At 36.4% G+C, this 23622-nt stretch carries 20 protein-coding genes; 10 read left to right on the top strand and 10 right to left on the bottom strand.

Annotated elements, in window-relative coordinates; all coding sequences use genetic code 11:
- Nucleotides 1–350: 350 nt before the first annotated feature.
- Nucleotides 351–620: a hypothetical protein gene (locus H6F39_RS17425; RefSeq protein ID WP_190397128.1), complete on the bottom strand. Its 270-nt coding sequence runs from the start codon at nucleotides 618–620 to the stop codon at nucleotides 351–353.
- Nucleotides 621–722: 102 nt separating this feature from the next.
- The gene (locus H6F39_RS17420; RefSeq protein ID WP_190397127.1) at nucleotides 723–1166 is read right to left on the bottom strand and encodes a DUF4879 domain-containing protein; all 444 of its coding nucleotides are present in this window, start codon (nucleotides 1164–1166) and stop codon (nucleotides 723–725) included.
- 541 nt (nucleotides 1167–1707) lie between these two features.
- Here H6F39_RS17420 and H6F39_RS17415 point away from each other — a divergent pair.
- From H6F39_RS17415 to H6F39_RS17405, 3 genes are all read left to right on the top strand, one after another.
- Nucleotides 1708–1875 (top strand): hypothetical protein, encoded by a 168-nt coding sequence (locus H6F39_RS17415; RefSeq protein WP_190397126.1) that lies wholly within the window; start codon nucleotides 1708–1710, stop codon nucleotides 1873–1875.
- A gap of 95 nt (nucleotides 1876–1970) precedes the next feature.
- Complete coding sequence (locus H6F39_RS17410) at nucleotides 1971–2279, top strand: hypothetical protein (protein ID WP_137907931.1); 309 nt, start codon at nucleotides 1971–1973, stop codon at nucleotides 2277–2279.
- The gene (locus H6F39_RS17405) at nucleotides 2269–2721 is read left to right on the top strand and encodes a hypothetical protein (RefSeq protein ID WP_190371534.1); all 453 of its coding nucleotides are present in this window, start codon (nucleotides 2269–2271) and stop codon (nucleotides 2719–2721) included. Before H6F39_RS17410 ends, H6F39_RS17405 begins: the two co-directional genes overlap by 11 nt.
- A 29-nt stretch (nucleotides 2722–2750) precedes the next feature.
- Here H6F39_RS17405 and H6F39_RS20820 read toward each other — a convergent pair whose 3' ends face one another.
- Nucleotides 2751–2996 (bottom strand): element excision factor XisI family protein, encoded by a 246-nt coding sequence (locus H6F39_RS20820; RefSeq protein ID WP_242028666.1) that lies wholly within the window; start codon nucleotides 2994–2996, stop codon nucleotides 2751–2753.
- 5 nt (nucleotides 2997–3001) lie between these two features.
- On the opposite strand from H6F39_RS20820, the gene H6F39_RS17395 reads away from it, so the two are divergent.
- Nucleotides 3002–4042: an NADP(H)-dependent aldo-keto reductase gene (locus tag H6F39_RS17395; protein ID WP_190371533.1), complete on the top strand. Its 1041-nt coding sequence runs from the start codon at nucleotides 3002–3004 to the stop codon at nucleotides 4040–4042.
- Between the two features lie 186 nt (nucleotides 4043–4228).
- On the opposite strand, the gene H6F39_RS17390 is transcribed toward H6F39_RS17395, so the two are convergent.
- Complete coding sequence (locus H6F39_RS17390; protein ID WP_190397125.1) at nucleotides 4229–4807, bottom strand: Uma2 family endonuclease; 579 nt, start codon at nucleotides 4805–4807, stop codon at nucleotides 4229–4231.
- A gap of 25 nt (nucleotides 4808–4832) precedes the next feature.
- The gene (locus H6F39_RS17385) at nucleotides 4833–5417 is read right to left on the bottom strand and encodes a Uma2 family endonuclease (protein WP_190397124.1); all 585 of its coding nucleotides are present in this window, start codon (nucleotides 5415–5417) and stop codon (nucleotides 4833–4835) included.
- A gap of 175 nt (nucleotides 5418–5592) precedes the next feature.
- Here H6F39_RS17385 and gloA point away from each other — a divergent pair, with 175 nt between their 5' ends.
- Nucleotides 5593–5985, top strand: a complete 393-nt coding sequence (gene gloA / locus H6F39_RS17380; RefSeq protein WP_137907935.1) for a lactoylglutathione lyase — start codon at nucleotides 5593–5595, stop codon at nucleotides 5983–5985.
- Nucleotides 5986–6081: 96 nt separating this feature from the next.
- Nucleotides 6082–8760, top strand: coding sequence for an ATP-dependent chaperone ClpB (gene clpB / locus H6F39_RS17375; protein WP_190397123.1), 2679 nt, complete (start codon nucleotides 6082–6084; stop codon nucleotides 8758–8760).
- A gap of 118 nt (nucleotides 8761–8878) precedes the next feature.
- Here the strand turns inward: clpB and H6F39_RS17370 are convergent, their stop codons facing one another.
- Both H6F39_RS17370 and H6F39_RS17365 read right to left on the bottom strand, forming a co-directional pair.
- The gene (locus H6F39_RS17370; protein WP_028090685.1) at nucleotides 8879–9241 is read right to left on the bottom strand and encodes a hypothetical protein; all 363 of its coding nucleotides are present in this window, start codon (nucleotides 9239–9241) and stop codon (nucleotides 8879–8881) included.
- A gap of 1007 nt (nucleotides 9242–10248) precedes the next feature.
- The gene (locus H6F39_RS17365; RefSeq protein ID WP_137907985.1) at nucleotides 10249–11124 is read right to left on the bottom strand and encodes a peptidoglycan recognition family protein; all 876 of its coding nucleotides are present in this window, start codon (nucleotides 11122–11124) and stop codon (nucleotides 10249–10251) included.
- Nucleotides 11125–11278: 154 nt separating this feature from the next.
- On the opposite strand from H6F39_RS17365, the gene metH reads away from it, so the two are divergent.
- From metH to trpE, 4 genes are all read left to right on the top strand, one after another.
- Nucleotides 11279–14824 carry a methionine synthase gene (gene metH / locus H6F39_RS17360; protein ID WP_190397122.1) on the top strand — a complete coding sequence of 1182 codons (3546 nt, stop codon included), beginning with the start codon at nucleotides 11279–11281 and terminating at the stop codon, nucleotides 14822–14824.
- A gap of 234 nt (nucleotides 14825–15058) precedes the next feature.
- A complete protein-coding gene (locus H6F39_RS17355; protein ID WP_137907938.1) occupies nucleotides 15059–17035 on the top strand; it encodes a DICT sensory domain-containing protein in 1977 nt (658 codons plus the stop codon).
- A 133-nt stretch (nucleotides 17036–17168) separates the two neighbouring features.
- Nucleotides 17169–17588 carry a photosystem I reaction center subunit II PsaD gene (locus tag H6F39_RS17350; RefSeq protein ID WP_137907939.1) on the top strand — a complete coding sequence of 140 codons (420 nt, stop codon included), beginning with the start codon at nucleotides 17169–17171 and terminating at the stop codon, nucleotides 17586–17588.
- A gap of 109 nt (nucleotides 17589–17697) precedes the next feature.
- Entirely contained in the window at nucleotides 17698–19209 is a 1512-nt protein-coding gene (gene trpE / locus H6F39_RS17345) for an anthranilate synthase component I (protein WP_190371527.1), read from the top strand.
- Nucleotides 19210–19364: 155 nt separating this feature from the next.
- Here trpE and H6F39_RS17340 read toward each other — a convergent pair whose 3' ends face one another.
- From H6F39_RS17340 to H6F39_RS17330, 3 genes are all read right to left on the bottom strand, one after another.
- On the bottom strand, nucleotides 19365–19502 hold the full coding sequence (locus tag H6F39_RS17340; protein WP_190397121.1) for a hypothetical protein: 138 nt from the start codon (nucleotides 19500–19502) through the stop codon (nucleotides 19365–19367).
- Nucleotides 19503–19573: 71 nt separating this feature from the next.
- Nucleotides 19574–23179 (bottom strand): helicase-related protein, encoded by a 3606-nt coding sequence (locus H6F39_RS17335; protein WP_190397120.1) that lies wholly within the window; start codon nucleotides 23177–23179, stop codon nucleotides 19574–19576.
- A 40-nt stretch (nucleotides 23180–23219) separates the two neighbouring features.
- Nucleotides 23220–23510 carry a hypothetical protein gene (locus tag H6F39_RS17330; protein ID WP_242028665.1) on the bottom strand — a complete coding sequence of 97 codons (291 nt, stop codon included), beginning with the start codon at nucleotides 23508–23510 and terminating at the stop codon, nucleotides 23220–23222.
- Between the last annotated feature and the right edge of the window lie 112 nt (nucleotides 23511–23622).

The raw sequence follows: 23622 nt of genomic DNA, 5'->3' as shown, positions 1-23622 counted from the left end.
GAAATAGTTGATAAAGTTATTTCTGTTGCTCTCGATTTGATGAATCCTCAACATTTAAAAAATTGGTTCACTAATTGTTGTTACTGTACCTCATAACACCGGGAAGTGCTGTATCACAAATACTTGTAGTTGGGTTTGGCTCACGCTCAACCTAACGCAAAAAAATTGGATATCACATTTTAACGCAGTGTAAATTCAACAGTGTAACTATAATTAGTTGAATTTACAGATGTAATTTTTGCATCACAAGTAACATTAGAACCTGTCCGTGAACCATTCTTTGTCCACTTTGGAATCTGACCACCAAACAAGGTTGGTGTTGTTGTTAAAGAGGTACCAAACCTACATCCCTAAGTGCCAGTGGTATAAGAGAAGTGAATACTTGCTATATTAGAAAAGGGACTTATAACCGTGAAAGCTTGAGTCGCACCAGGTATAATTTTATTTGGGGGACTTCCAGTACCAAGAATTTGACTCACACTAGAAGGAACAAGCGATACTGGCTGTTTTAACTGGTTTTTTACCACAACTTGGGTTACTACTCCCGCCTGTGCCTTTGCTGCTGTTGTAGAAAGTATTAATCCAATCATCACTGAAAACAATTTGTTGAAATGTTTCATAGGTAATATCAATCTCCTGTCAGTTTAAAAAATGTCACTTCCTCAACCCAACCTTGCATCTTAGAGGTATGTTAAAAAAAGTAATATACCTCCCAACCTCTACTAGCGGATATATAGCCTAGTGGATAATGTGTTCCAGGGGAAGTTTATTGAAGTTGCCTGAAAGGTAAAAGTACCAGATGTAAAAGAGCCTTGGTAACACCAGACTCTTGTCCAACCAGTTACAACTCGTCCCGCTCCCAACGTGGGAGCAGAGGATCTTTCAGTTAGTCGATTTCCGTTAAACTGTGCTATCTGAGTTGTTCCATAGCCAACTTCTTGCGTTTGAACACATAACTGGGGTCCGCCATGGTCTTGCTGTGTAGAGAAATTTCCTTGTGGTATTGGGTCCCAAGTTGGATATTTAGAAGAAATAACATTAATCACCTTTACCTGAGATAATGCGGGTGCTGGTGCAGATATAGCTTGTTCCATACCCGCAACTGATATTCCTATAGTTGAGAGTCCCAAAATAGCGCCTATAATTGTATGCCTTTTTAGAAACATATAATTCTCACTTGGTGGTTGATGGTTTAACTATTGACAAGTCATTTTTCTATACCGACTATTTCACGTCCGTAAACAAAAAACATCCGCATCTATACTAATTTTTTCTCAACCCAAGAGTATTGAATCTTCATGAAAATGGCATATTTATGAAATTATGGTGAAATTCAACAGATATTCTAAATCCAATATCAACGTAAAATTAGCTACAAATAAACACAACCTATATCATTATCATAAAGCTGTGAATAAGCGGTAAAGGTTAGCATTGAGAAGAATCTAGTAAAATAGTATTTTGTGTAAATATAGATATTATTTTTGTTCTTAATTTATCATACTGAGTGAGTAATTACGTAAAAAGTCGCACCCAAACTATTACAGCGGTTTTCGCTCTTATGAGGTACAAAGTTGAATCATCAAACTATTGTGGTGCGGGCATCTTACCCACTAGATATGTACCTCATAACACTGAAAAGTGCTGTATCCGTTAAAATACTGATAAAATCTGCCTGTGAATCAGTTGGAACAATAAAAAATGCTTGTGGCATTGCTAAAAAATATTAACTTTGGCTTAACATATCAAAAAATGGGTGAACCCGAAAACAGCCACACCAACTTTAATGAAGCTATCCAACTATTCAACGAAATGGAAGCACCCAAGCAAATTGAGAAAGTGGAAAAAGCGAAAAAAGGAAATATTGATTCATAAAATGTAAGAGTTTAGCATTGCTAAACCCCTATCGCGTTGATATATAACCCTGAAAAATGCTATAATATAAACCAATCCCAAGCTATGTATGAAATATGAAAATAATTCTAGATAACTTAGAACCCAACCTAGTCGAAAATCTCAGATATCAAGCAGAACAACATGGACGGACTCTAGAGACTGAGTTAAAACTAATTTTAACACAAGCTGTTACCAAAAATGTCCGAGAAAACTCTCAGGAACAAACATTAATTCCTCTAGAAATATTAGCAGCACAGGTAAAAGAGTCCTTGGATAATCAAGGATATCATTCCCATGAGCAAATTATTGATTTAGTTCAAGATGTAAAAAGAGAAATGGCTGAAGAACATTTATTAAAAGCAGAGCATGACAATGAGTTATGATATCCCTCAACGTCTATTTTTAGACACTAATATTTATATTATTGGTGTGGCTAATCAGAATAGTTATGAAAGAAAAATATTAGAATCAGTTGGTTTTTTACAACCTTCTTCTGTAGAAGCTATCGTTTCAGAAGAGTTATTAGATCAAATTTTACGATTATCTAAACGTTTGTATAATAAAGATTGGGGTAGTCAAATTGTAGCGCGTATTTGGCAACAATTACAGGTTATTTATGTCAATTTTACTTCTGAGGAATGGCTCAAAATAGAAGATTTAGGATTAATTCCTCGTGAAGATATTGGAGTTTATTTAACTGCTAGTAAGGGTGAAACTCAATGTTTTGTTTCTGCTAATTATAAACTAATTCGTTGTTTAGTTCAAGAAACAAAAGAGTTTGAATGTTTAAGTCCTCAAGAATTTGTGAATAAGTATTTATCATAATTATTATTCCCAAAACTTATTATTCTATTTCAGACTTTGTTTGAAGCTACAGAAAAATCTGTAAACGGCCGATACTCAGGACGAATAAACCCTAAAACAATATCATCCTTTCCTACTGCTAATTCCAATAATTCCCCAGTTGCTCCCCTTTCCGCAGAGGTGCGGAGGAAGCAGAGCAGAGATAGGAAGAAAATATTAAACAATTCACCGCTTGTTGCAAGTAGGGCGGTAAACTGTGTTTTTATAGTACAATGGAATTGATGAGAATTATTCAAAAATTATGAAATACAACCAACTCGGTGCAAGCGACCTCAAAGTTTCAGAAATTTGTTTAGGAACTATGACCTATGGAAACCAAAATACCATTGAGGATGCACATCAACAACTAGATTACGCTATTAATCAAGGGATAAATTTTCTAGATGCTGCGGAAATGTATCCCGTACCTCCTCGTGGAGAAACTCAAGGAAAAACAGAAACTTATATTGGTGAATGGTTGCAGAAACAGCAACGAGATCAAATCATAGTTGCTACCAAAATATCAGGTCCTGGTCGTCATTTTTCATGGTTAAGAGGTGGAAATAATAAAATTAACTATGATAATATTTCACAAGCAGTAAATGATAGTTTGCAGAGGTTACAAACAGATTACATAGATTTGTATCAGATTCACTGGCCAGATCGTTATGTTCCCACCTTTGGACAGACAATTTATAATCCAGAATTTGAGCGGGAAACAGTTCCCATTGCTGAACAGTTAACAGCATTTGCTGATATTATTCAAGCGGGAAAAATTCGCTATTTGGGTTTAAGCAATGAGACTCCTTGGGGGGTAAGTGAGTTTATTCGCATTGCTAACCAATTGGGATTACCTCAAGTTGTTTCAATTCAAAATGCTTACAATTTACTAAATCGCAACTTTGATACAGGTCTAGCAGAAGTTTCTCGCTATACAGATGTTGGTTTACTGGCTTATAGTCCTCTAGCTTTTGGTTTTTTAAGTGGTAAGTACATAGAAAATCAAGCAATAGAAAATACGAGAATATCTCTATTTCCAGGTTTTGGACAACGTTATCTAAAACCTAATGTTCAAGAAGCTATAATTGCTTATGTAGAAATTGCTAAAAAGCATAATCTCACACCGTCACAATTAGCTATATCTTTTGTGAAGAGTCGCTGGTTTGTTAAAAGCACAATTATTGGAGCAACGAATTTACAACAATTGCAAGAAAATATAGATAGTGTGAATGTAGTTTTGGATAAACAAGTTTTAGAGGAAATAGATGCAATTCACACTCGTTATCCTAATCCAGCACCTTAACTATTTTTCTTTTTTTTTCTTTTTTGACAAGTAATAATTGCCAGGAATCTCTGAGTTTTTTTATGAAGTTCGGAGGTTTTTTTTGCTTTCTATTTCAAATATTATCAAATAAAATAATATCAACCAAAGTTTTTAAATATAAAACAGCTTATAACTTATAAATATAAATTATTATTGATTTTACAACTACCAAATTTTACCCATATTCAAAACAAATCCCGGTAAAATAGGATCACAATTCACAGTATCAGGATTTTCTAAACACTCTTCTATTTGTCCAGGACGATAAATATAAACTCGGCGATTTTTACGGTCAATTAATAAACCTAATTGGATTCCTGGTTCTTGCATATATTCCTGCATTTTATCTTTTAAAGGTGGCAAATTATCAGAAGCTGACCTTAATTCAATGACAAAATCAGGACAAATAGGTGCAAATTTTTTCTGCTGTTTTGGTGTAAGTTGATTCCATCTTTCTAATTTGATCCAAGCAGCATCAGGAGAACGTTTTGCACCTGTAGAAAGTGTAAATCCTGTACTGGAAGAAAAACCAATTCCTGTACCATCTTTTTCTGACCAAATTCCTAACTGTACAGCAATATTAAACTCTCGGTTTCCTGTTTCTGAACCTGCGGGTGGCATAATTGATATTTCTCCAAATTGATTTCTCTCAATCCGTAAATCACGGTTTAGTTGACAAAATTCAAAAAATTGATCATCTGTCATTGATGATGGCATTTGCAACATTAAAGGAGATGAAAGCATGATAATTTCCTTCTATTTATTCGGTTTACCAAATTTTATTCATATTCAAAACAAATCCTGATAAAACAGGATCACAACTAACAGTATCAGGATTTTCTAAACACTCTTCTATTTGTCCAGGATGATAAATATAAACTCGGCGATTTTTACGGTCAATTAATAAACCTAATTTTATTTCTGGTTCTTGCATATATTCATTCATTTTATCTTTTAACCGCTGCAATTGATCAGAATCTGACCTTAATTCAATCACAAAATCAGGACAAATAGGTGCAAATTTTTTCTGCTGTTTTGGTGTAAGTTGATTCCATCTTTCTAATTTGATCCAAGCAGCATCAGGAGAACGTTTTGCACCTGTAGAAAGTGTAAATCCCGTGCTAGAATCGAAACAAATTCCTGTGTTATCTTTTTCTGACCACACATATAATTGTCCAGCTAAGTTAAAATTACGGTTTCCTGTTTCTGAACCTGCTGGTGGCATAATTGATATTTCTCGAAATTTATTTCTCTCAATGCGTAAATCACGGTTTTCTTGACAGAATTGAAAGAATTGTTCATCTGTCATTTGCATTGATGAGGGAAAATGTAATATCAAAGGTGATGAAATCATAATTATTTCTTCCATCTAAAATTAACATCAATTTTACCACATTTACCACAAACCGTTGCTGAAATTAGTTAATACATAATTATTACCAATTGAGCAATTAAAAACAGAATTAAACGCAAGTTTCCTGAAAATTCCTGATTAGATATAAAATATAAGAATTGAACAAAGGGTGAATATGCGATTACTACACACCATGCTCCGAGTAGGTAATTTAGACGAGTCCTTGAAATTTTACTGTGATATCCTGGGAATGAAGTTACTCCGACGCAAAGATTACCCAGGGGGAGAGTTTACCCTGGCTTTTGTCGGTTATGGGGAAGAAAGTGACCACTCAGTCATAGAACTCACCCACAATTGGGGCGTAGAAAAGTATGATTTAGGAAATGCCTATGGTCATATCGCTTTAGGTGTGCATGATATTTATGCTACCTGTGAAGCCATTGGCCAATTGGGTGGTAAAGTAGTTCGAGAACCAGGACCTATGAAACATGGTTCAACGGTAATTGCTTTTGTCGAAGACCCAGATGGTTATAAAGTTGAATTGATTCAGTTAAAAATTCCAGAATAATTTAAGGTAGGGGGGTAGGAAGATAAAAACTTCTTTACCCTTTACCCATTCTAGCTATAAACTTAAGTCACAAATCTAAAATCTAAAATTCTCAAGATGCAGCCTACAGATCCTAATAAATTTACTGATACAGCCTGGGAAGCAGTAACAAAATCCCAAGACGTGGTTCGCGCTTATAAACAACAACAATTAGAAGTTGAACATTTAATTATTGCTCTTTTAGAAGAACCAACTAGCCTAGCTACAGCCATTCTCACCCGCGCGGAGGTTGATTCTGTCCGATTTAAACAACAATTAGAGGCTTTTACTCAACGTCAACCTAAGGTGGGGAAAAGTGATCAACTTTACCTGGGGCGTAATTTGGATTTGCTTTTAGATAAAGCTAATGAAATTAGAGCCAAAATGAAGGAGGAGGAAATCTCGGAAGGACATATAATTTTGGCCTTTGCTGATGATGAACGGATTGGTAAACGCTTATTTAAAAGCTTAAATATAGATATCGCTCAAGTAGAACTGGGAGTTAAATCTGCTCGCAATAGTCAAAAAGTGAAATCATCTCTTAAAGCGGAAGCAGATGTACCTGATGAAGCTTTAAAAAGATTTGGACGAGACTTGACAGAACAAGCGAAAGCCGGAAAATTAGATCCGGTTATCGGTAGAGATGATGAAATTCGCCGGGTAATTCAGGTTTTATCTCGTCGTAGTAAAAATAACCCTGTATTAATTGGTGAGCCAGGAGTCGGTAAAACTGCGATCGCTGAAGCCTTAGCCCAAAGAATGGTGAATGGTGACGTTCCTGAGTCTTTAAAGAATCGCCAACTAATCTCTTTAGATATCGGTAGTTTGATTGCTGGTGCCAAATATAGAGGTGAATTTGAAGACCGTTTAAAAAACGTCCTACGTGAAGTTACGGAATCCAATGGGCAAGTAGTTTTATTTATTGATGAACTCCATACCGTTGTCGGTACTGGTTCTAATCAACAAGGATCTATGGATGCTGGTAATTTACTTAAACCCATGTTAGCCCGTGGTGAATTGCGTTGTATTGGTGCAACCACTTTAGATGAATATCGCAAATTTATTGAAAAAGATGCAGCATTAGAAAGACGTTTTCAACAGGTATATGTAGACCAACCAACAGTAGAAAACACAATTTCTATTCTGCGGGGTTTAAAAGAGCGTTATGAAGTGCATCATAATGTCAAAATTTCCGATTCTGCTTTAGTGGCTGCTGCAACCTTGTCAGCGCGTTATATTGCGGATAGATTTCTACCAGACAAAGCCATAGACTTAGTTGACGAAGCAGCAGCGAAATTAAAAATGGAGATTACTTCTAAACCTGCGGAATTAGAAACCATTGATAGAAGATTAATGCAGCTAGAAATGGAAAAACTGTCATTATCGAGAGAAGAACAGAGTATTTCCCCAACTAGAGAACGATTAGAACGAATTCAGGCAGAAATTGCCAGTTTAACAGTTAAACAGGAAGTATTTAATCAAAAATGGCAAGGAGAAAAGCAGTTATTAGAAGCAATTAGCGTTTTAAAAAAAGAAGAGGATACGCTAAGGATACAAATTGAACAAGCAGAACGAGATTATGATTTAAATAAAGCTGCCCAACTCAAGTATGGTAAATTAGAGGGCGTACAAAGGGAACGGGAAAGCAAAGAAACCCAACTATCAGAAATTCAAACCCAAGGTTCTACCCTGCTGCGCGAACAAGTCACCGAAGCCGATATTGCCGAAATTGTGGCAAAATGGACAGGAATCCCCGTAAATCGGCTTTTAGAATCGGAAAGACAAAAGTTACTCAAACTAGAAAGTCATTTACATGAAAGGGTAATCGGTCAAGAAGAAGCTGTTTCCGCCGTCTCTGCGGCGATTCGTCGCGCCCGCGCTGGGATGAAAGATCCCTCTCGACCTATTGGGTCATTTTTGTTTATGGGACCAACTGGCGTGGGTAAAACTGAACTGGCTCGCGCTTTAGCTCAATTTCTCTTTGATTCAGAGGATGCTTTGGTGCGTTTGGATATGTCCGAATACATGGAAAAACACTCAGTTTCTCGTTTAGTCGGTGCGCCTCCAGGATACGTTGGTTATGAAGAAGGGGGACAACTTTCTGAAGCCATTCGCAGACATCCTTATTCGGTGGTGTTGTTAGATGAGGTGGAAAAAGCTCATCCCGATGTATTTAATATTTTATTGCAAGTCTTGGATGATGGTAGAGTTACTGATTCCCAAGGACGGGCTGTAGATTTCCGAAATACTGTCATAGTCATGACTAGCAACATTGGGAGTGAACATATTTTAGATGTCTCCGGCGATGATTCCAAGTATGATTTAATGCGGAATAAAGTCATGGAAAGTTTGCGAAGTCACTTCCGTCCTGAATTTCTGAACCGCGTTGATGACATTATTCTCTTTCATACTCTTAATCGTTCAGAGATGGGTCATATTATCCGTATTCAACTCAAACGGGTGGAAAATCTACTTAAAGAACAAAAAATCTCCTTTGAGATATCACAAGCCGCTTGTGATCATCTTGTAGAAGCTGGCTATGATCCGGTTTATGGCGCACGTCCGTTAAAACGGTCAATTCAACGAGAGGTCGAAAATCCTCTAGCCACCAAATTACTGGAGAATACTTTTATTTCTGGTGATACCATCTTGATTGATATGGGTGAAACTGGTTTAACTTTTCATAAAAAACAGCCTGTGAAGGTGACAGCGACTCAAAACACTATGAAGTTAATAGAAGCATCTTCAGATATATAAGATTTAGTTTTTTCTCACGCAGAGACGCAGAGGAGCAGAGATAAAATTGTGTTTTATATCTTACCCATATCTTTGTTCTTTTTTCTTCCTTTGCGTCCTTTGCGTCTTTGTGGTTCATTTAATCCATTTTCTTTTTGGTGGGGCGTTTCCTTTCTGATTTTTTTTTAAAGCCTACTGCTTGGGCTGCATCACTATCTGACCCAAATTGACCTTTTACTGCTTCTTTCATAGCTAAAACGGCTTTATGGAACTCCCATTCTGCTTGTTTTGCTGCATCTGCGGCGGCTTTAAATAATGCTTGTTTTTCAGTTTCTTCTTGTTGTTTTGTTACCATTTCTGTGTATGCTTTCTGTAATGCTTCTGGTGTAGCTTCTACGCGACCAGTGGCATAACCAATAACGGCTGTGAGTCCATTATAGGAGTCTATATCTTGCTGAATTGTGTTAGGTGTAATCCGACGGGTTGTATCTGGGGCTGGCATATTAATTTTGTTGTTATAAATAATTCTATTAGTCTACTATACGATGTTTATTTTGACAATCTTTTATTTATATTTTTTATATAATTATTTTTTGTTCACTAATTTGTCTTTATGTATTGTGATCTGATGCTTTTGTTTGTTGTTGCAATCTTTTTTGATTTAATGATAATAGTTCAGCATTATATTCTGATTTTTTTGTAAAACGTTTATTTATTTTTGCATAGTTTTCTTGACTGAATATTATTTATTGATAAATATTTTACTTTTAGGCTATTTATAACTCATGACTTACGCAAAATATTCCTCAAACCCTTATTTTTTTGTGTTTTTTGTGTTTGGAGTGGTTAGTTTATTCTGTAACTCGTGCGTAAGTCAGAACTAAATAGTAAATATTAAGTAAAGTGTGTTATTGCTATAAAATAATTTGGGAGTTTGAAAGATTAAAAACTAGTCATAACACACTTTACTATTTAAGTGCATTACGCTAACGTTAACACGCTCTACTATTTAGCTAAAATTTAAAATAGTTTTTTGTTGCCAACTTTATTATAACATATATTCAATTATAAGTCAATAGTTTTATGATTTTATTTTTGTAATGTTTTGTAAGTACGATGTATAATTGCTTTTATGTATTATTATTCAGTGCTTCTGTTTATTATTGCGATGTTTTAAAAATATCTGATAATAAAACAAGATTAATATTTAGTCTTTTTAGTTTTTGTAAGAATACTTCTGTAGTAAATTCCGAAAGATTTTTGGGTTTTACCAAAATTTTGAGAGTAGTCAACAATCTTTCTTGATTGCGATACAGAAGAATTGTAATAGTTACAATATAGTTAATCTTTACAGCAGTCTTTAACAACAATTAATAAATCGTTAATTTTTTGAATGCTGCTGATAATCTATCTGATCATAGCCATATTGAAGTATAAAAATCAGAAAATTATGCTTTACACTCTTATTCGTGGTGAATTCGTGCCTTTGAGGGAGAAAAATTTATGTTTTTACTCACTAACGTTATTTTTCGCATTGTTAAAAGTTTTTAATTGGCGAAAAGAATGTAATTTTTTAAAAAACTTATCACTATCAAAACTTAAAGGATCAACTTTTTTACCTGCCACATCTACAGCACGATGAGTAGTAATTCTATCATCTGGAACTTGACTTTGAGCAATTAACCAAGCCAAAGAATCATATTGAGCCTCAGTATAACCGCTATGTTGATCGATATTATTCTTCCCCCAAGCATCAGGAGGGGTTTCTAGAGAGACATGATAAGCAAAATTATTCACAGATGGTGGTAAACTAGGATTAGTTTGGACAGTTTCCACGCCATTAACACCTTTAAATACTGAATTACCAGCCCCAAAAGCGCGTTTTTCTGGAGGAACTAAATAAACAACCGTTCCTTGTAAAGTAATTATAGCGTGATAACTAGCTTGAACACTTTCATCATCATGAGGAGTTTGAAAAAAATTAATGGCGCTAGAAGTTGAATTACTGGTTTCATGAAGGACTATAATAGCTTGATTATTGAGAGGTAGACCATGAATATCTGCGGTATAGCGATCGCCATAATTGCTAGGATCAACCTTAAACTGTCTAAGATCCGGTTTATATTCGCTAAATTCATTAGTAGTTGTGTATACAAGATTAATTTGATGATTGTTGACTGGAGATGGTGTTCTTTTCCTTTCCCTAATATTTAATACTGACTGTAACTGCGGTGGTAGATATTGATTCCAGGATTTGTCTGTCGAATTTCGTGAATTTGTCTGATCTTGTGGATTTCTTGCACCACCAATAAATAGTGCCAAAATTAACGCAGCCAACATAAGAAAAATCAGTAAAACTCTAGTCGCCCAATCTCTAAATTTCATATTTTTCAATACTGATAATATAGCTAATATCACTTCTGGTAGTTTTGCGCCTTTGCTTAGTTGCGCCTTTGCGCGAAACATAGCCATCAAAATCTGAGAAGATCATAAAATAAGTCTAAGATAACAAAACCAACACTATTTTTTTAACACAATTATGACCCATCCCTTTCTCAAACATCTACATAGTCCAGAACGTCCCGTTATCGTTTTTGACGGTGCTATGGGAACAAACCTACAAAGTCAGAACCTCACGGCTGAAGACTTTGGAGGTGCGCAATATGAAGGTTGTAACGAATACCTAGTTCATAGTAAGCCGGAAGCCGTCGCCAAAGTTCACCGTGATTTTCTGGCGGCTGGTGCTGATGTCATTGAAACTGATACCTTTGGTTCTATGTCCATAGTCCTAGCAGAATACGACCTAGCAGACCAGGCTTATTATCTGACCAAAACCGCCGCAGAACTAGCCAAAAGCGTCGCTGCGGAATTTTCCACCCCCGAAAAACCTAGATTTGTCGCTGGTTCTATTGGACCTACAACCAAACTCCCCACCTTGGGACATATTGATTTTGACACAATGAAAGCCTCTTTTGCAGAACACGCAGAAGCCCTGTTTGATGGTGGTGTGGATTTATTCCTGGTAGAAACCTGCCAAGACGTGCTGCAAATTAAAGCTGCATTGAATGGAATTGAGGAAGTTTTTGGTAAAAAAGGGGAAAGAAGACCATTAATGGTGTCTGTCACCATGGAAAGCATGGGGACAATGCTAGTAGGTACAGAAATCAACGCTGTTCTCACAATTTTAGAACCTTACCCCATTGATATTCTGGGCTTAAATTGCGCCACTGGTCCTGACTTGATGAAACCACATATCAAGTATTTATCAGAACATTCCCCATTCGTAGTTTCTTGTATTCCCAATGCGGGTTTACCGGAAAACGTTGGTGGTCAAGCACATTACAGATTAACACCCGTTGAATTACGGATGTCGTTGATGCACTTTATCGAAGACTTAGGTGTCCAAGTGATTGGGGGTTGCTGTGGGACACGGCCAGCACACATTCAACAATTGGCGGAAATTGCCAAGGAGTTAAAACCGAAAGTTAGACAGCCGAGTTTAGAACCGGCAGCGGCATCAATTTATACTACTCAAGCCTACAACCAAGATAATTCTTTCTTGATTATTGGTGAACGTCTCAACGCCAGTGGTTCTAAAAAATGCCGTGATTTACTGAATACCGAAGACTGGGATGGTTTAGTATCAATGGCGCGGAGTCAAGTCAAAGAAGGCGCACATATCCTAGATGTTAACGTTGACTATGTGGGACGGGACGGCGTGCGTGATATGCACGAGTTGGTTTCTAGAATAGTTAATAATGTTACACTACCTTTAATGCTTGATTCCACCGAGTGGGAAAAAATGGAGGCGGGGTTAAAAGTCTCTGGTGGTAAGTGTTTGCTCAATTCTACTAATTACGAAGATGGTGAACCACGATTTTTGAAAGTCCTAGAATTAGCTAAAAAATACGGTGCTGGTGTAATTATTGGGACAATTGATGAAGATGGCATGGCCCGGACTGCGGACAAAAAATTTCAAATTGCCCAACGTGCTTACCGTCAAGCTGTAGAATATGGTATTGCTCCTACAGAAATATTCTTTGATACTTTAGCTTTACCTATTTCTACTGGCATTGAAGAAGATCGGGAAAATGGGAAGGCGACAATAGAATCAATTCGTCGTATTCGCCAAGAATTGCCCGGGAGTCATGTCGTGTTGGGTGTTTCTAATATTTCCTTTGGCTTAAATCCAGCAGCGCGGATGGTACTAAATTCCATGTTTTTGCATGAAGCTATGAATGCGGGCATGGATGCAGCAATTGTCAGCGCGAGTAAAATTTTACCACTTACTAAAATCGAACCTCAACATCAAGAAGTTTGTCGACAGTTAATTTACGATGAACGCAGATTTGATGGTAATGTCTGCGTTTATGATCCTTTAGGAGAATTAACAACAATTTTTGCAGGAGTCAAAACTAAACGTAATACTGGAATTGATGAAAATTTACCAATTGAAGAACGTTTGAAACGGCATATTATTGACGGTGAACGCATTGGTTTAGAAACCCAATTGACAAAAGCTTTAGAACAATATCCTCCCCTAGAAATCATCAATACTTTCTTATTAGACGGGATGAAAGTTGTGGGGGAATTGTTCGGTTCTGGACAAATGCAATTACCTTTTGTGTTACAATCAGCGGAGACTATGAAAGCTGCGGTTGCTTATTTAGAACCGTTTATGGAAAAGTCGGAATCTGGTAATAATGCCAAAGGAACTTTTGTAATTGCTACTGTCAAAGGTGATGTACATGATATTGGTAAAAACCTGGTGGATATCATTTTATCTAACAATGGTTATAAAGTGATTAACCTGGGCATTAAGCAATCTGTAGAAAACATCATTCAAGCTTACGAACAGTATCAGCCTGATTGTATTGCCATGAGTGGATTATTAGTAAAATCCACCGCTTTTATGAAGGAGAATTTACAGACTTTTAATGAAAAGGGTATTACTGTTCCCGTGATTTTAGGTGGTGCGGCTTTAACTCCTAAGTTTGTTTATCAAGATTGCCAAAATACTTACCAAGGTAAGGTTATTTACGGTAAGGATGCCTTTTCTGATTTGCATTTTATGGATAAATTAATGCCGGCCAAAATAGGAGGCAATTGGGATGATTTACAAGGGTTTTTGGATGAAGTTGCAGAAAATGGACATGAATCAGTTGGGGAAAAGGGCGGGCAAGATGCCCACCCCACAATAGATAATACTGACATTAAAAAAGAGGTTGATACGCGGCGTTCTGATTTTGTGGCTGTAGATATTGCACGTCCTCAACCACCTTTTTGGGGAACGCAGTTTTTACAACCTGATGATATTTCTGTGGAGGAATTATTTTGGTATTTGGATTTGCAAGCTTTGGTGGCTGGACAATGGCAATTCCGTAAACCCAAGGAACAATCTAAGGAAGAATATCAAGGGTTTTTAGCTGATAAAGTTTACCCGGTTTTAGAGGAGTGGAAACGGCGAATTATTGAGGAAAATTTATTGCACCCTCACGTGATTTATGGGTATTTTCCTTGTCAGTCTGTGGGGAATAGTTTATTGATTTATGAAACGACAAACCACCGAGGCACAGAGGACACGGAGGTAAGAGTTAGTTTTGATTTTCCGCGTCAGAAGTCTTTGAATAGGTTATGTATTGCAGATTTCTTTGCACCAAAGGAGTTGGGAATTGTGGATGTTTTCCCTATGCAAGCGGTGACTGTGGGAGAAGTGGCCACGGAATTTGCTCAAAAGCTGTTTGCTAATAATCAATATACTGATTATTTGTATTTTCATGGTATTGCCGTGCAGGTGGCGGAGGCTTTAGCCGAATGGACTCACGCTAGAATCCGCCGGGAGTTGGGTTTTGGTGATTCTGAACCGGATAATATTCGGGATATTCTGGCGCAGCGTTATCAAGGTTCTCGGTATAGTTTCGGCTATCCGGCTTGTCCGAATATTCAGGACCAGTTTAAGCAGTTACGGTTGTTGGAGGTTGAGAGAATGAAGATGTACATGGATGAAAGTGAACAACTTTATCCTGAACAGTCTACAACGGCGATTATTGCTTATCACCCAGCAGCGAAGTATTTTACGGCTTAATCCCACTTAATCACCCCCTTGATTGTGAAATAGAGGGGGGATTTAATACAGACTATGTTATATTTCAAATGGTGTCCGCAAGTTGGGAACTCAAAAAGCGAACTGCTTGCGCGATCGCCTGTTTTGAGGATTTTAGCATTTTTGGTATTAATTAACCAATGATCACTGACCACTGACCACTGACCACTGACCAGTAACGTGAATCTTGTCTAGATTGGGCGTTTAAATATATTCATGAGCATTTCGACTTCCATACTGAGTGATTTACTCAAGTCACTTCCCTATCTGCGACCCCAGTTATATTTTAAGGCTTCACTAACGGCGCTCTCCCATGCCATAGAAGATCAGGTTTTGGCAGCTAATTTAGACCAACCCTTGATCATTGCTAGTTTCCAGAAAGAGCGATTCTATCGTCAAGAAGCCCATCGTTATCAACGACTTGGGGAAAAAAGTAATCAAATATATGTATTATCTGCACCAGAGACCGAGTTTGCTCAAGCTGCTGATGACTATGAAAAAATAGCTTTTGAGCCTGATGATGGGTTAACTCAAGAATGGCATTTAGTAGTAGTTGCTGATAACTATTCTAGCTGTTTGATCTGCCGTGAAAGTCTTGGTTCTTTGTCCAAAAATCAACATATCCCAGAGATGACTCCTAGTTTGGATATGGATACAGCGCGAAGATTTGAGGGAATTTGGACATCGGAAAAAGGAGCGTGTCTAAAGGCTGCCCAATTGTTATTAGATAGAATTAAGGTTTATCGGCCGGATTTAGCGGTAAAGGTTGATAAAGTTAAGCAGCGGTTTGGAATTGGTGAATTAATAAACAAGTCAGGAGTTAATTCTAGCCATGAATATGCTTGTGATATTGATACAGATCCCTTTGTGCAAAGGTTGGTAACATATCTGCAAGCTAGTCAGTATAAACTACATAAAGCTTACCGTTCAATTGCGGCTCAAGCTCGGAAAGAAAGGTTAGTAAATTCCATTAGTACAGCAATTAGGCGATCGCTTGATCCACGGGAAATTCTCGAAGCTGCGGCTCAAGAGTTGGGTCAACACTTACAAACCTGTCGGTGTCTAATTTATCGAGCTCAATCCACAGATGGTAAAGCCGTAATTGAACATGAATTTTTAAATTCTGATGTCACATCTGTACTGGGGCAAAGTTGGGAGTTACAACATAATCCTCTATTTCAGCAGATAGTAAAGCGGGGGGAGGGAGTATGTGTAGTTGATACGCAAACAGATAGTCAAGTCAAGAAATCACCGACTTTATCCAAAATTGTCCGGCGCTTTGGGGTGCGTTCTTGGTTAATAGAACCTGTATTATATCAAGGACGACTTTTGGGAATTGTGGAGTTACATCATTGCTATTTTCCTGCCCATGAGTGGCAATCAGGGGAAGTAGACTTAGTACAAGCCATAGCGACTCAAATTGGTGCAGCGTTGATTCAAGCGGAATCTTTTGCCAATTTAGAAGAACTCAACCAACAACTAGAAGCTTTAGACCGAACCCGGAGAAATTTAATTGCTATTACTGGCCATGAACTTCGCACCCCTCTATCTACCATTCAAGTTTGTTTAGAAAGCTTGGCAACAGAACCAGATATGCCTCGGGAATTGCAACAAGTGATGTTGAATACAGCACTTTCTGATTCAGAAAGAATGCGGAAACTGGTACAAGACTTTTTAACCCTTTCTAACTTAGAAAGTGGCCGAGTAGAATGGCATCCTGAATCATTAACCATCCAAGAATGTGTAGATTTAGCACTGAGTCGCTTACGGACGCGCTCTAACCAAGAACAGCTACCGCAAATTAAAATCCAAATTCCCCAAAACTTACCTTTAGTGAGGGCTGATGGTGATTGGTTGGTGGAAGTATTAGCCAAACTTATAGATAATGCTTGTAAATTTACTCCGGTTTCAGGGAAGATTACTATTAAAGCCATTAGCAGTGTTCAGGAGACTCTAGAAGTCATCATATCGGATACAGGGAGGGGAATTGAACCAAATTGTCTAGAAATCGTTTTTGACCGCTTTTACCAGGAGGAAGGGGCATTGCGGCGGACGACAGGTGGAACTGGATTGGGTTTAGCAATTTGTCGGCAAATTGTCAATGGCTGGGGCGGAAAAATTTGGGCTCAGTCCGCAGGTAAAGACCAAGGTAGTCACTTACATTTTACAATTCCCATTGTCCAGGGTAGCTAGGGAAGAGGTAAGAGGCAAATAAGTTATCCACTGAATTAATTGCTAATTACTAAAAACTGTTACAGTCTATAACGCGATCGCAACATAAGTCGAGATCCGATGTTAGTATGCCCTAAAAACCTACAAGAGATAGATTATGGCAACTCTGACTGGCAAAACCCCAATCTTTGGTGGCAGCACTGGTGGTCTACTCACAAAAGCCGAAGTAGAAGAAAAGTACGCTATCACCTGGACTAGCCCCAAAGAGCAAGTGTTTGAAATGCCCACTGGTGGCGCGGCTAAGATGGTTAAAGGCGAAAACCTACTTTACATTGCTCGCAAAGAGTACGGTATTGCTTTAGGCGCGCAACTTCGCAAGTTCAAAATCACCGATTACAAGGTTTACCGCATTTTACCAAGTGGCGAAACCACTATGATTCACCCTGCTGATGGTGTCTTCCCTGAAAAGGTAAATGCTGGACGTTCTATGGTTCGTCACGTACCCCGCAGAATCGGTCAAAACCCCAATCCCGCACAAATCAAGTTCAGCGGTAAAGCTACTCACGATGTTTAATCGTGAGTAGGTGATAGGTAATGGGTAATGGGGAGAAAACTTTGCCCCCTTACCCATGACAAAAAACTTGTTGGCGAATTTTTAATTGTTAATTTCTAATTATTTATTTATGATATTCCCCGATTTCGAGCAGTTTCAGAAGCTTACTAGCCAAGGTAATTTTGTCCCCTTGTATCAGGAATGGATAGCCGACTTAGATACGCCTGTATCTGCTTGGTATAAAGTATGTGCGGATCAACCTTATAGCTTTTTGCTGGAATCGGTGGAAGGTGGGGAAAAGTTAGGACGTTATAGTTTATTGGGTTGTGATCCTTTGTGGATTTTGGAAGCAAGGGGTGATCAAACTACGCAAATACATCGAGATGGTTCTCAACAAGTTTTTATAGGTGATCCGTTTGCAGTTTTATCTGAATGTTTAGCACCTTATCAACCAGTAAAATTACCGGAGCTACCTTCAGGAATTGGCGGTTTATTTGGGTTTTGGGGTTATGAATTAATAAATTGGATTGAGCAGCGTGTACCAATTCATGCCCAAGATGAGCGAAATATCCCTGATGGATTATGGATGCAGGTCGATCAGTTATTGATTTTTGACCAGGTAAAACGGAAAATTTGGGCGATCGCCTACGCAGATTTACGTAATTCAATTGATGTAAAGGTAGCATATCAAGAGGCGAGCGATCGCATTCAGGAAATGGTCAGAAAGCTATCTTTACCTCTATCACCTGAAAAGACCAAATTATCCTGGACAGCACCTAGAAACAGGGGTAAAGGGGGAATAGAGGAATATAGCAGTAACTTTACCCGCCCAGAATTTTGCGCTAGTGTGGAAAAAGCGAAAGCATATATTAAAGCTGGTGATATTTTTCAAGTAGTCATTTCTCAACGCTTATCCACAGAATATACAGGTGATCCCTTTGCTTTGTATCGTTCTTTACGTCAAATCAATCCCTCACCTTACATGGCCTATTTTAACTTCCAGAACTGGCAAATTATCGGTTCTAGTCCCGAAATCATGGTGAAAGCTGAACGCGATGATCAAGGAGAAATTATCGCTACAGTGCGACCCATTGCGGGAACTCGACCTAGAGGGAAGAATAGCCAAGAAGATGCGACCTTTGCGGAAGATTTACTTCAAGACCCCAAGGAAATCGCCGAACACGTGATGTTAATAGATTTAGGACGCAATGATTTAGGGCGGGTATGCAGCAGCGGTAGTGTGAAAGTTGATGAATTAATGATCATTGAACGCTACTCTCATGTGATGCACATTGTCAGTAATGTGGTGGGTAAGTTAGCACCTGGTAAAACCGCCTGGGATTTACTTAAAGCGTGTTTTCCTGCGGGAACTGTCAGCGGTGCGCCCAAAATCCGCGCTATGGAAATTATTAATCAGTTAGAACCGAGTCGCAGAGGTGTATATTCTGGTGTATATGGCTATTATGATTTTGAAGGACAATTGAATACTGCGATCGCTATTAGAACTATGGTATTACATAATCAGACTGTAACTGTCCAAGCGGGTGCGGGTTTGGTAGCTGACTCAGAACCGGAAAGGGAATATGAGGAAACTCTGAATAAAGCGAGGGGGATGTTGGAAGCCATTCGTTGTTTACGATGAGTTTATTGTTTAATCATTTTTTCTCTCGCGGAGACACCGAGAGCAGTTCCTAATTCGTCTTGTCCAGTTTTGTCGTGCTTATACAACGAGGATAGTTCTTCCTCGTCGGTATCTAGCATACCAGATTTTTCGATGCTTGTCAATACTTCTTACTCTTAAACCGTGAAACTATTTTCTTGAGTTAGGGGAGTTTTTTCTCTCGCGGAGACACCGAGAGCAGTTCCTAATTCGTCTTGTCCAGTTTTGTCGTGCTTATACAACGAGGATAGTTCTTCCTCGTCGGTATCTAGCATACCAGATTTTTCGATGCTTGTCAATACTTCTTACTCTTAAACCGTGAAACTATTTTCTTGATTAATTGAGGTTAGAGGGAAAGAATTAAATTAAGAACGTTTAATTCATGGGAATTTAACAGGTACTTTTCTGTAAAAACTTTATTTCTGATTTCTTGTAAACTATAACTTCTAAACACAACAAATGGAAATTCTTGATAATTATGACCTATTGGTAAAATGTTTCCCACAGGATATAATAAGCGAACATAGGTAGATAAAATATCTTTAAAACGTTGATCTTCTGGTTCTTGAGTTTCGTTTTCAAAATATTCTTTCATCACTTTACCACTAATAAACGCAAATAATGGTAAAGCATAATATTGATCATGATGTTGACTTTTCTGAACGAAATTCTGAGTTTTTGGAGGTGCATTTCTCAATCTTGCTACTAATTCTATAGCATCTCTCACTGCATAAGTCAAACTTTCGGGATAAATCTTACTTCTACTAATATTTTGCAAATTTTCCCATAATTGAGAATTAGCATATTTCTCAATATCTAATAACCGCATTTGATAATACTCTTCAATGTCTTTAGTAGGTACTATTAATAAACCTCCACTAATATAACCTAATTCCAAAGGTTTAAAATCTAGTAATTTATCAAAAGTTTTTGCAAGTTCTAAAAAGTTGTTATTAAAACTTTCCCTAATAGTTAAATAACTTGCTTCTGTATTTTTTTCTACTACAAAATCACCATCTTTCATTAATGATTCTAAACTGGTATATGCTTGTTTTAAAGATACATGACTTTTATTTCTTTGATATTCCTTTTTCAGTTGAGAAATGAGATTTTCAATTTGACTAGAAAAACTTTCTCCCGCAGCAAAAACCGACTTTCCCCCAATAGGAATTAAAATATATTCTTTTCTTCCAATCATACCATAACCTTGGATTCTCGTCATCATAGATGCTTTGAGAATTAAGAGAATATTTAATAAACTTAAAGCACTTTCTTGTACAGAAATTTGCGGTTCATCTTCATGATAAGTTGCACGTTCAGCTAAATAGAAATTTAGATATTTATCTTGATTGTCTATGATATCATTTCCCCGTCCTCGGTACATAACTTGAATAATTTCCATGAGGTTTTTTTCAATTTCAAACTTAGGAATTTCTACTAAAATGTGGGTTGCTTTAGGAAATGATAAACCACGACTTCCTGAAGCAGTCATAAATACAACTTTGACTTTTTCTTGATATTGTTTAATTTCCTGTTTTTCTTGTTCAGAAATATTCGCGTGTATTTCTAAATAATGGGTATTTTTAACAAAGTTCTCTGGTTTTAATTTTTGTTGAATTTTATCAATTATTTCCGCTAATTTGGGTTTATTTTGGATGTAAACTATAATTTGTTCTATTTCAGAATTTCGGAATAAAGTTTCAATATCTTTAATAATTTGTTCTTTGACTTTTTCCTCTAACGGAGATTTATCTTTGAGTTTGGTTTTATTGATAAATTTACGAGATTCAATAATGATTTGATAATTGATAGTTAAACTTTTTGCAGGATAGGTATTAGTATTAATGATGATAGATGGTAAATTATTAAATGTAAAAGACTCCACAGATAAAGGTTGAATATTTGACTCTGTTTTGCGAAAAAAGATTTTATTTGGTTCGGGGGTACTGTCTTCTAAATGTTGACAAATCACATTTTTATCCACAATAGAAGCATCAGCAACAATGATTTTAGTATTGAAACCATTTTCAGGATGTGTGAGTTTATAGTCTTTAACTATTTTGTGAATGCCTGCTAAAAATTCTACTCCTCCTTCATCCCCAGTAATTTCATCTATCATAATAAATAGATGTTTCATCCGACGAGAAATATTCTGCATTTTCTCAGGAAAAACCGTATTATTTTTACTGTTATATGCGTCACGAAAGATTTTTTCTAAATGTTTTAAAGTATCTCCATAGTCGGTTTTTTTCAAGGACTGAGTAGAAGCAGTTGCAATAATTTGATTATGTTTTTCACTCTTAATTAGATAATATAAACCTTCACAAACACTATTTAAAACTCCTTTAGTTTTTTGTCCAATATCTTGAAAGGTATCATCGGTAATATGTTCTAGTCTATTTTTTCGTTTTGAGGTTCTTTGAATATTTTCCATGTTGAGAAAATGAACTGTCCCTAAAGTAAAATCATTTTCGTGGATATTAGATGTATATGATACAGAATATTCACCAGAATTATCTTTAATCAAATTACTATCACTGTTAATAGCAAAAATTCTATCATCAGCTAATTTTCCTGTGTGTTTATCTTTGAATTTTTCAATAATATCTAAATTGACTTGTTTCCGAGGACTGACATAGAATAATAAAAAACCATCATCTTGATGTTGTTTGAGAAAATCTACTATTGCGGTGGTTTTTCCAATTCCTGGGTTTCCTGTGAGGAAGATGTAGGTATTTTCGGAAAGTAAATACTTTTTAATTAGTTGGTTATGTGCTTGTCTAAAGTTGCAATTTTCGGTTAAATTTAAACTAGTAATTAGTTCTGGAGGTACCTTAGCAACGGAGTTATAAAAATCTGTGATTGTTTCTGTATGTGGTGGTAAAATGTTAATTTTATCGGGAGTAATTTCTAAAAGTGATTTAACTAGTTGTCTTCCTTCCTGAAAACTATAGAAAGCGTTACGTTTAATTTTATCTAAAACTCGACGACGTGCGGAAATAAGTTCTTCTGTTCTATTTTCTTTTGTATAGATTTGATAACAAGTTTGAAAAATTTGCAGGTTTTGTGCTGTAATTGAGATAGTATTAAATGAGCGATCGCTATATCCTACAGCATTACATACTAATTTGGATATATCTGGAATTATCGTATTTTCTTGAAGAAATTGACAAAAACTATAAATATAACCAGCAGCTTGAATTAATTTCGCACTTTCTTTATCATGGTATTTAAAAGCAGTAAAATACTCTTTTAAACTGGGAGAAAAATCAAGATTTAAAGATTCTGTATCAATGCGTAAATTAGAAAATACACTTTTAAAACGAATATAATTCACATCTCTGAGTAATAATTCTCGAATAATTTGCACATAGTCAATATCTTCCATATCTTCATCTGTGTGAATAGAAAATACTGATAAGTCAAGACATAAAACCCGATATTGACGTTTATATTTTAAGAAAACTAAAGTATCAGCATTTAGAAATTCACCTTTTTCTTTATAGAAATTGATATCCTTAGCAGTAATTTCTAAATTTCCAAATTGAGACAGAACATTTTTAAACCATTGTTGATCACTAACTTGATGAGTACCAATACTATTATCACCATTAAAGCAACATTGATAATATAAAATTTCTAAATTTTTGAATTTCTGCTTTTCATCACATCCCAGAGATTTCAGATATTCCCTAAAAAAGTTTAAACCACATAAAAACCCTTTTTGGAGGAAAAATTGACACCAATTTTCTGCTATTTTTCGTGATACTTCATTAACAACTTTATTAGTAATAAGTTTTTTGATTTGAGAAAATTTCAGATGTTCTAATTCTTCACGGTATAAATTACCAAAATGATGATAAATATTATTTTGTTGAATATAGGATAAAATACCAATATTAAATCCTACTTCAAATAACCTTCCTAAATTATCTCCTATTTTTGCTGTCATGATTTTACCTTTGGTCAATAATTGTGTACATTACGCTTTTTTATTCATTTGGTTTATTTAATATTTCCTTAATGTGAGTTAAAAATGCCAGGGAGTTAAAATTTCCTCTATTACTAGTATGGGAAAATAACGCAGCTTGACTTACTGATTCATCCCCAATTAAATTTTGATAAGGATCTAATTTTAATTGAATAGTACCTGATTTTTCATAGCGAGAAAAATGAAATAAAGTTAAACATTGCAAAATTTCATTTTTTAATTGATTATTATTATCGTCATCATAGATTAATCCCTTTCTGATATCTTCATCATCTAAAATCCCATCATACATACAGCACTTCCCGGTGTTATGAGGTACAGTAACAACAATTAGTGAACCAATTTTTTAAATGTTGAGGATTCATCAAATCGAGAGCAACAGAAATAACTTTATCAACTATTTC

This window comes from Dolichospermum sp. FACHB-1250 (assembly GCF_014696335.1).
GTDB lineage: Bacteria > Cyanobacteriota > Cyanobacteriia > Cyanobacteriales > Nostocaceae > Dolichospermum > Dolichospermum planctonicum.
This window is presented reverse-complemented; position numbering and strand designations above follow the sequence as displayed.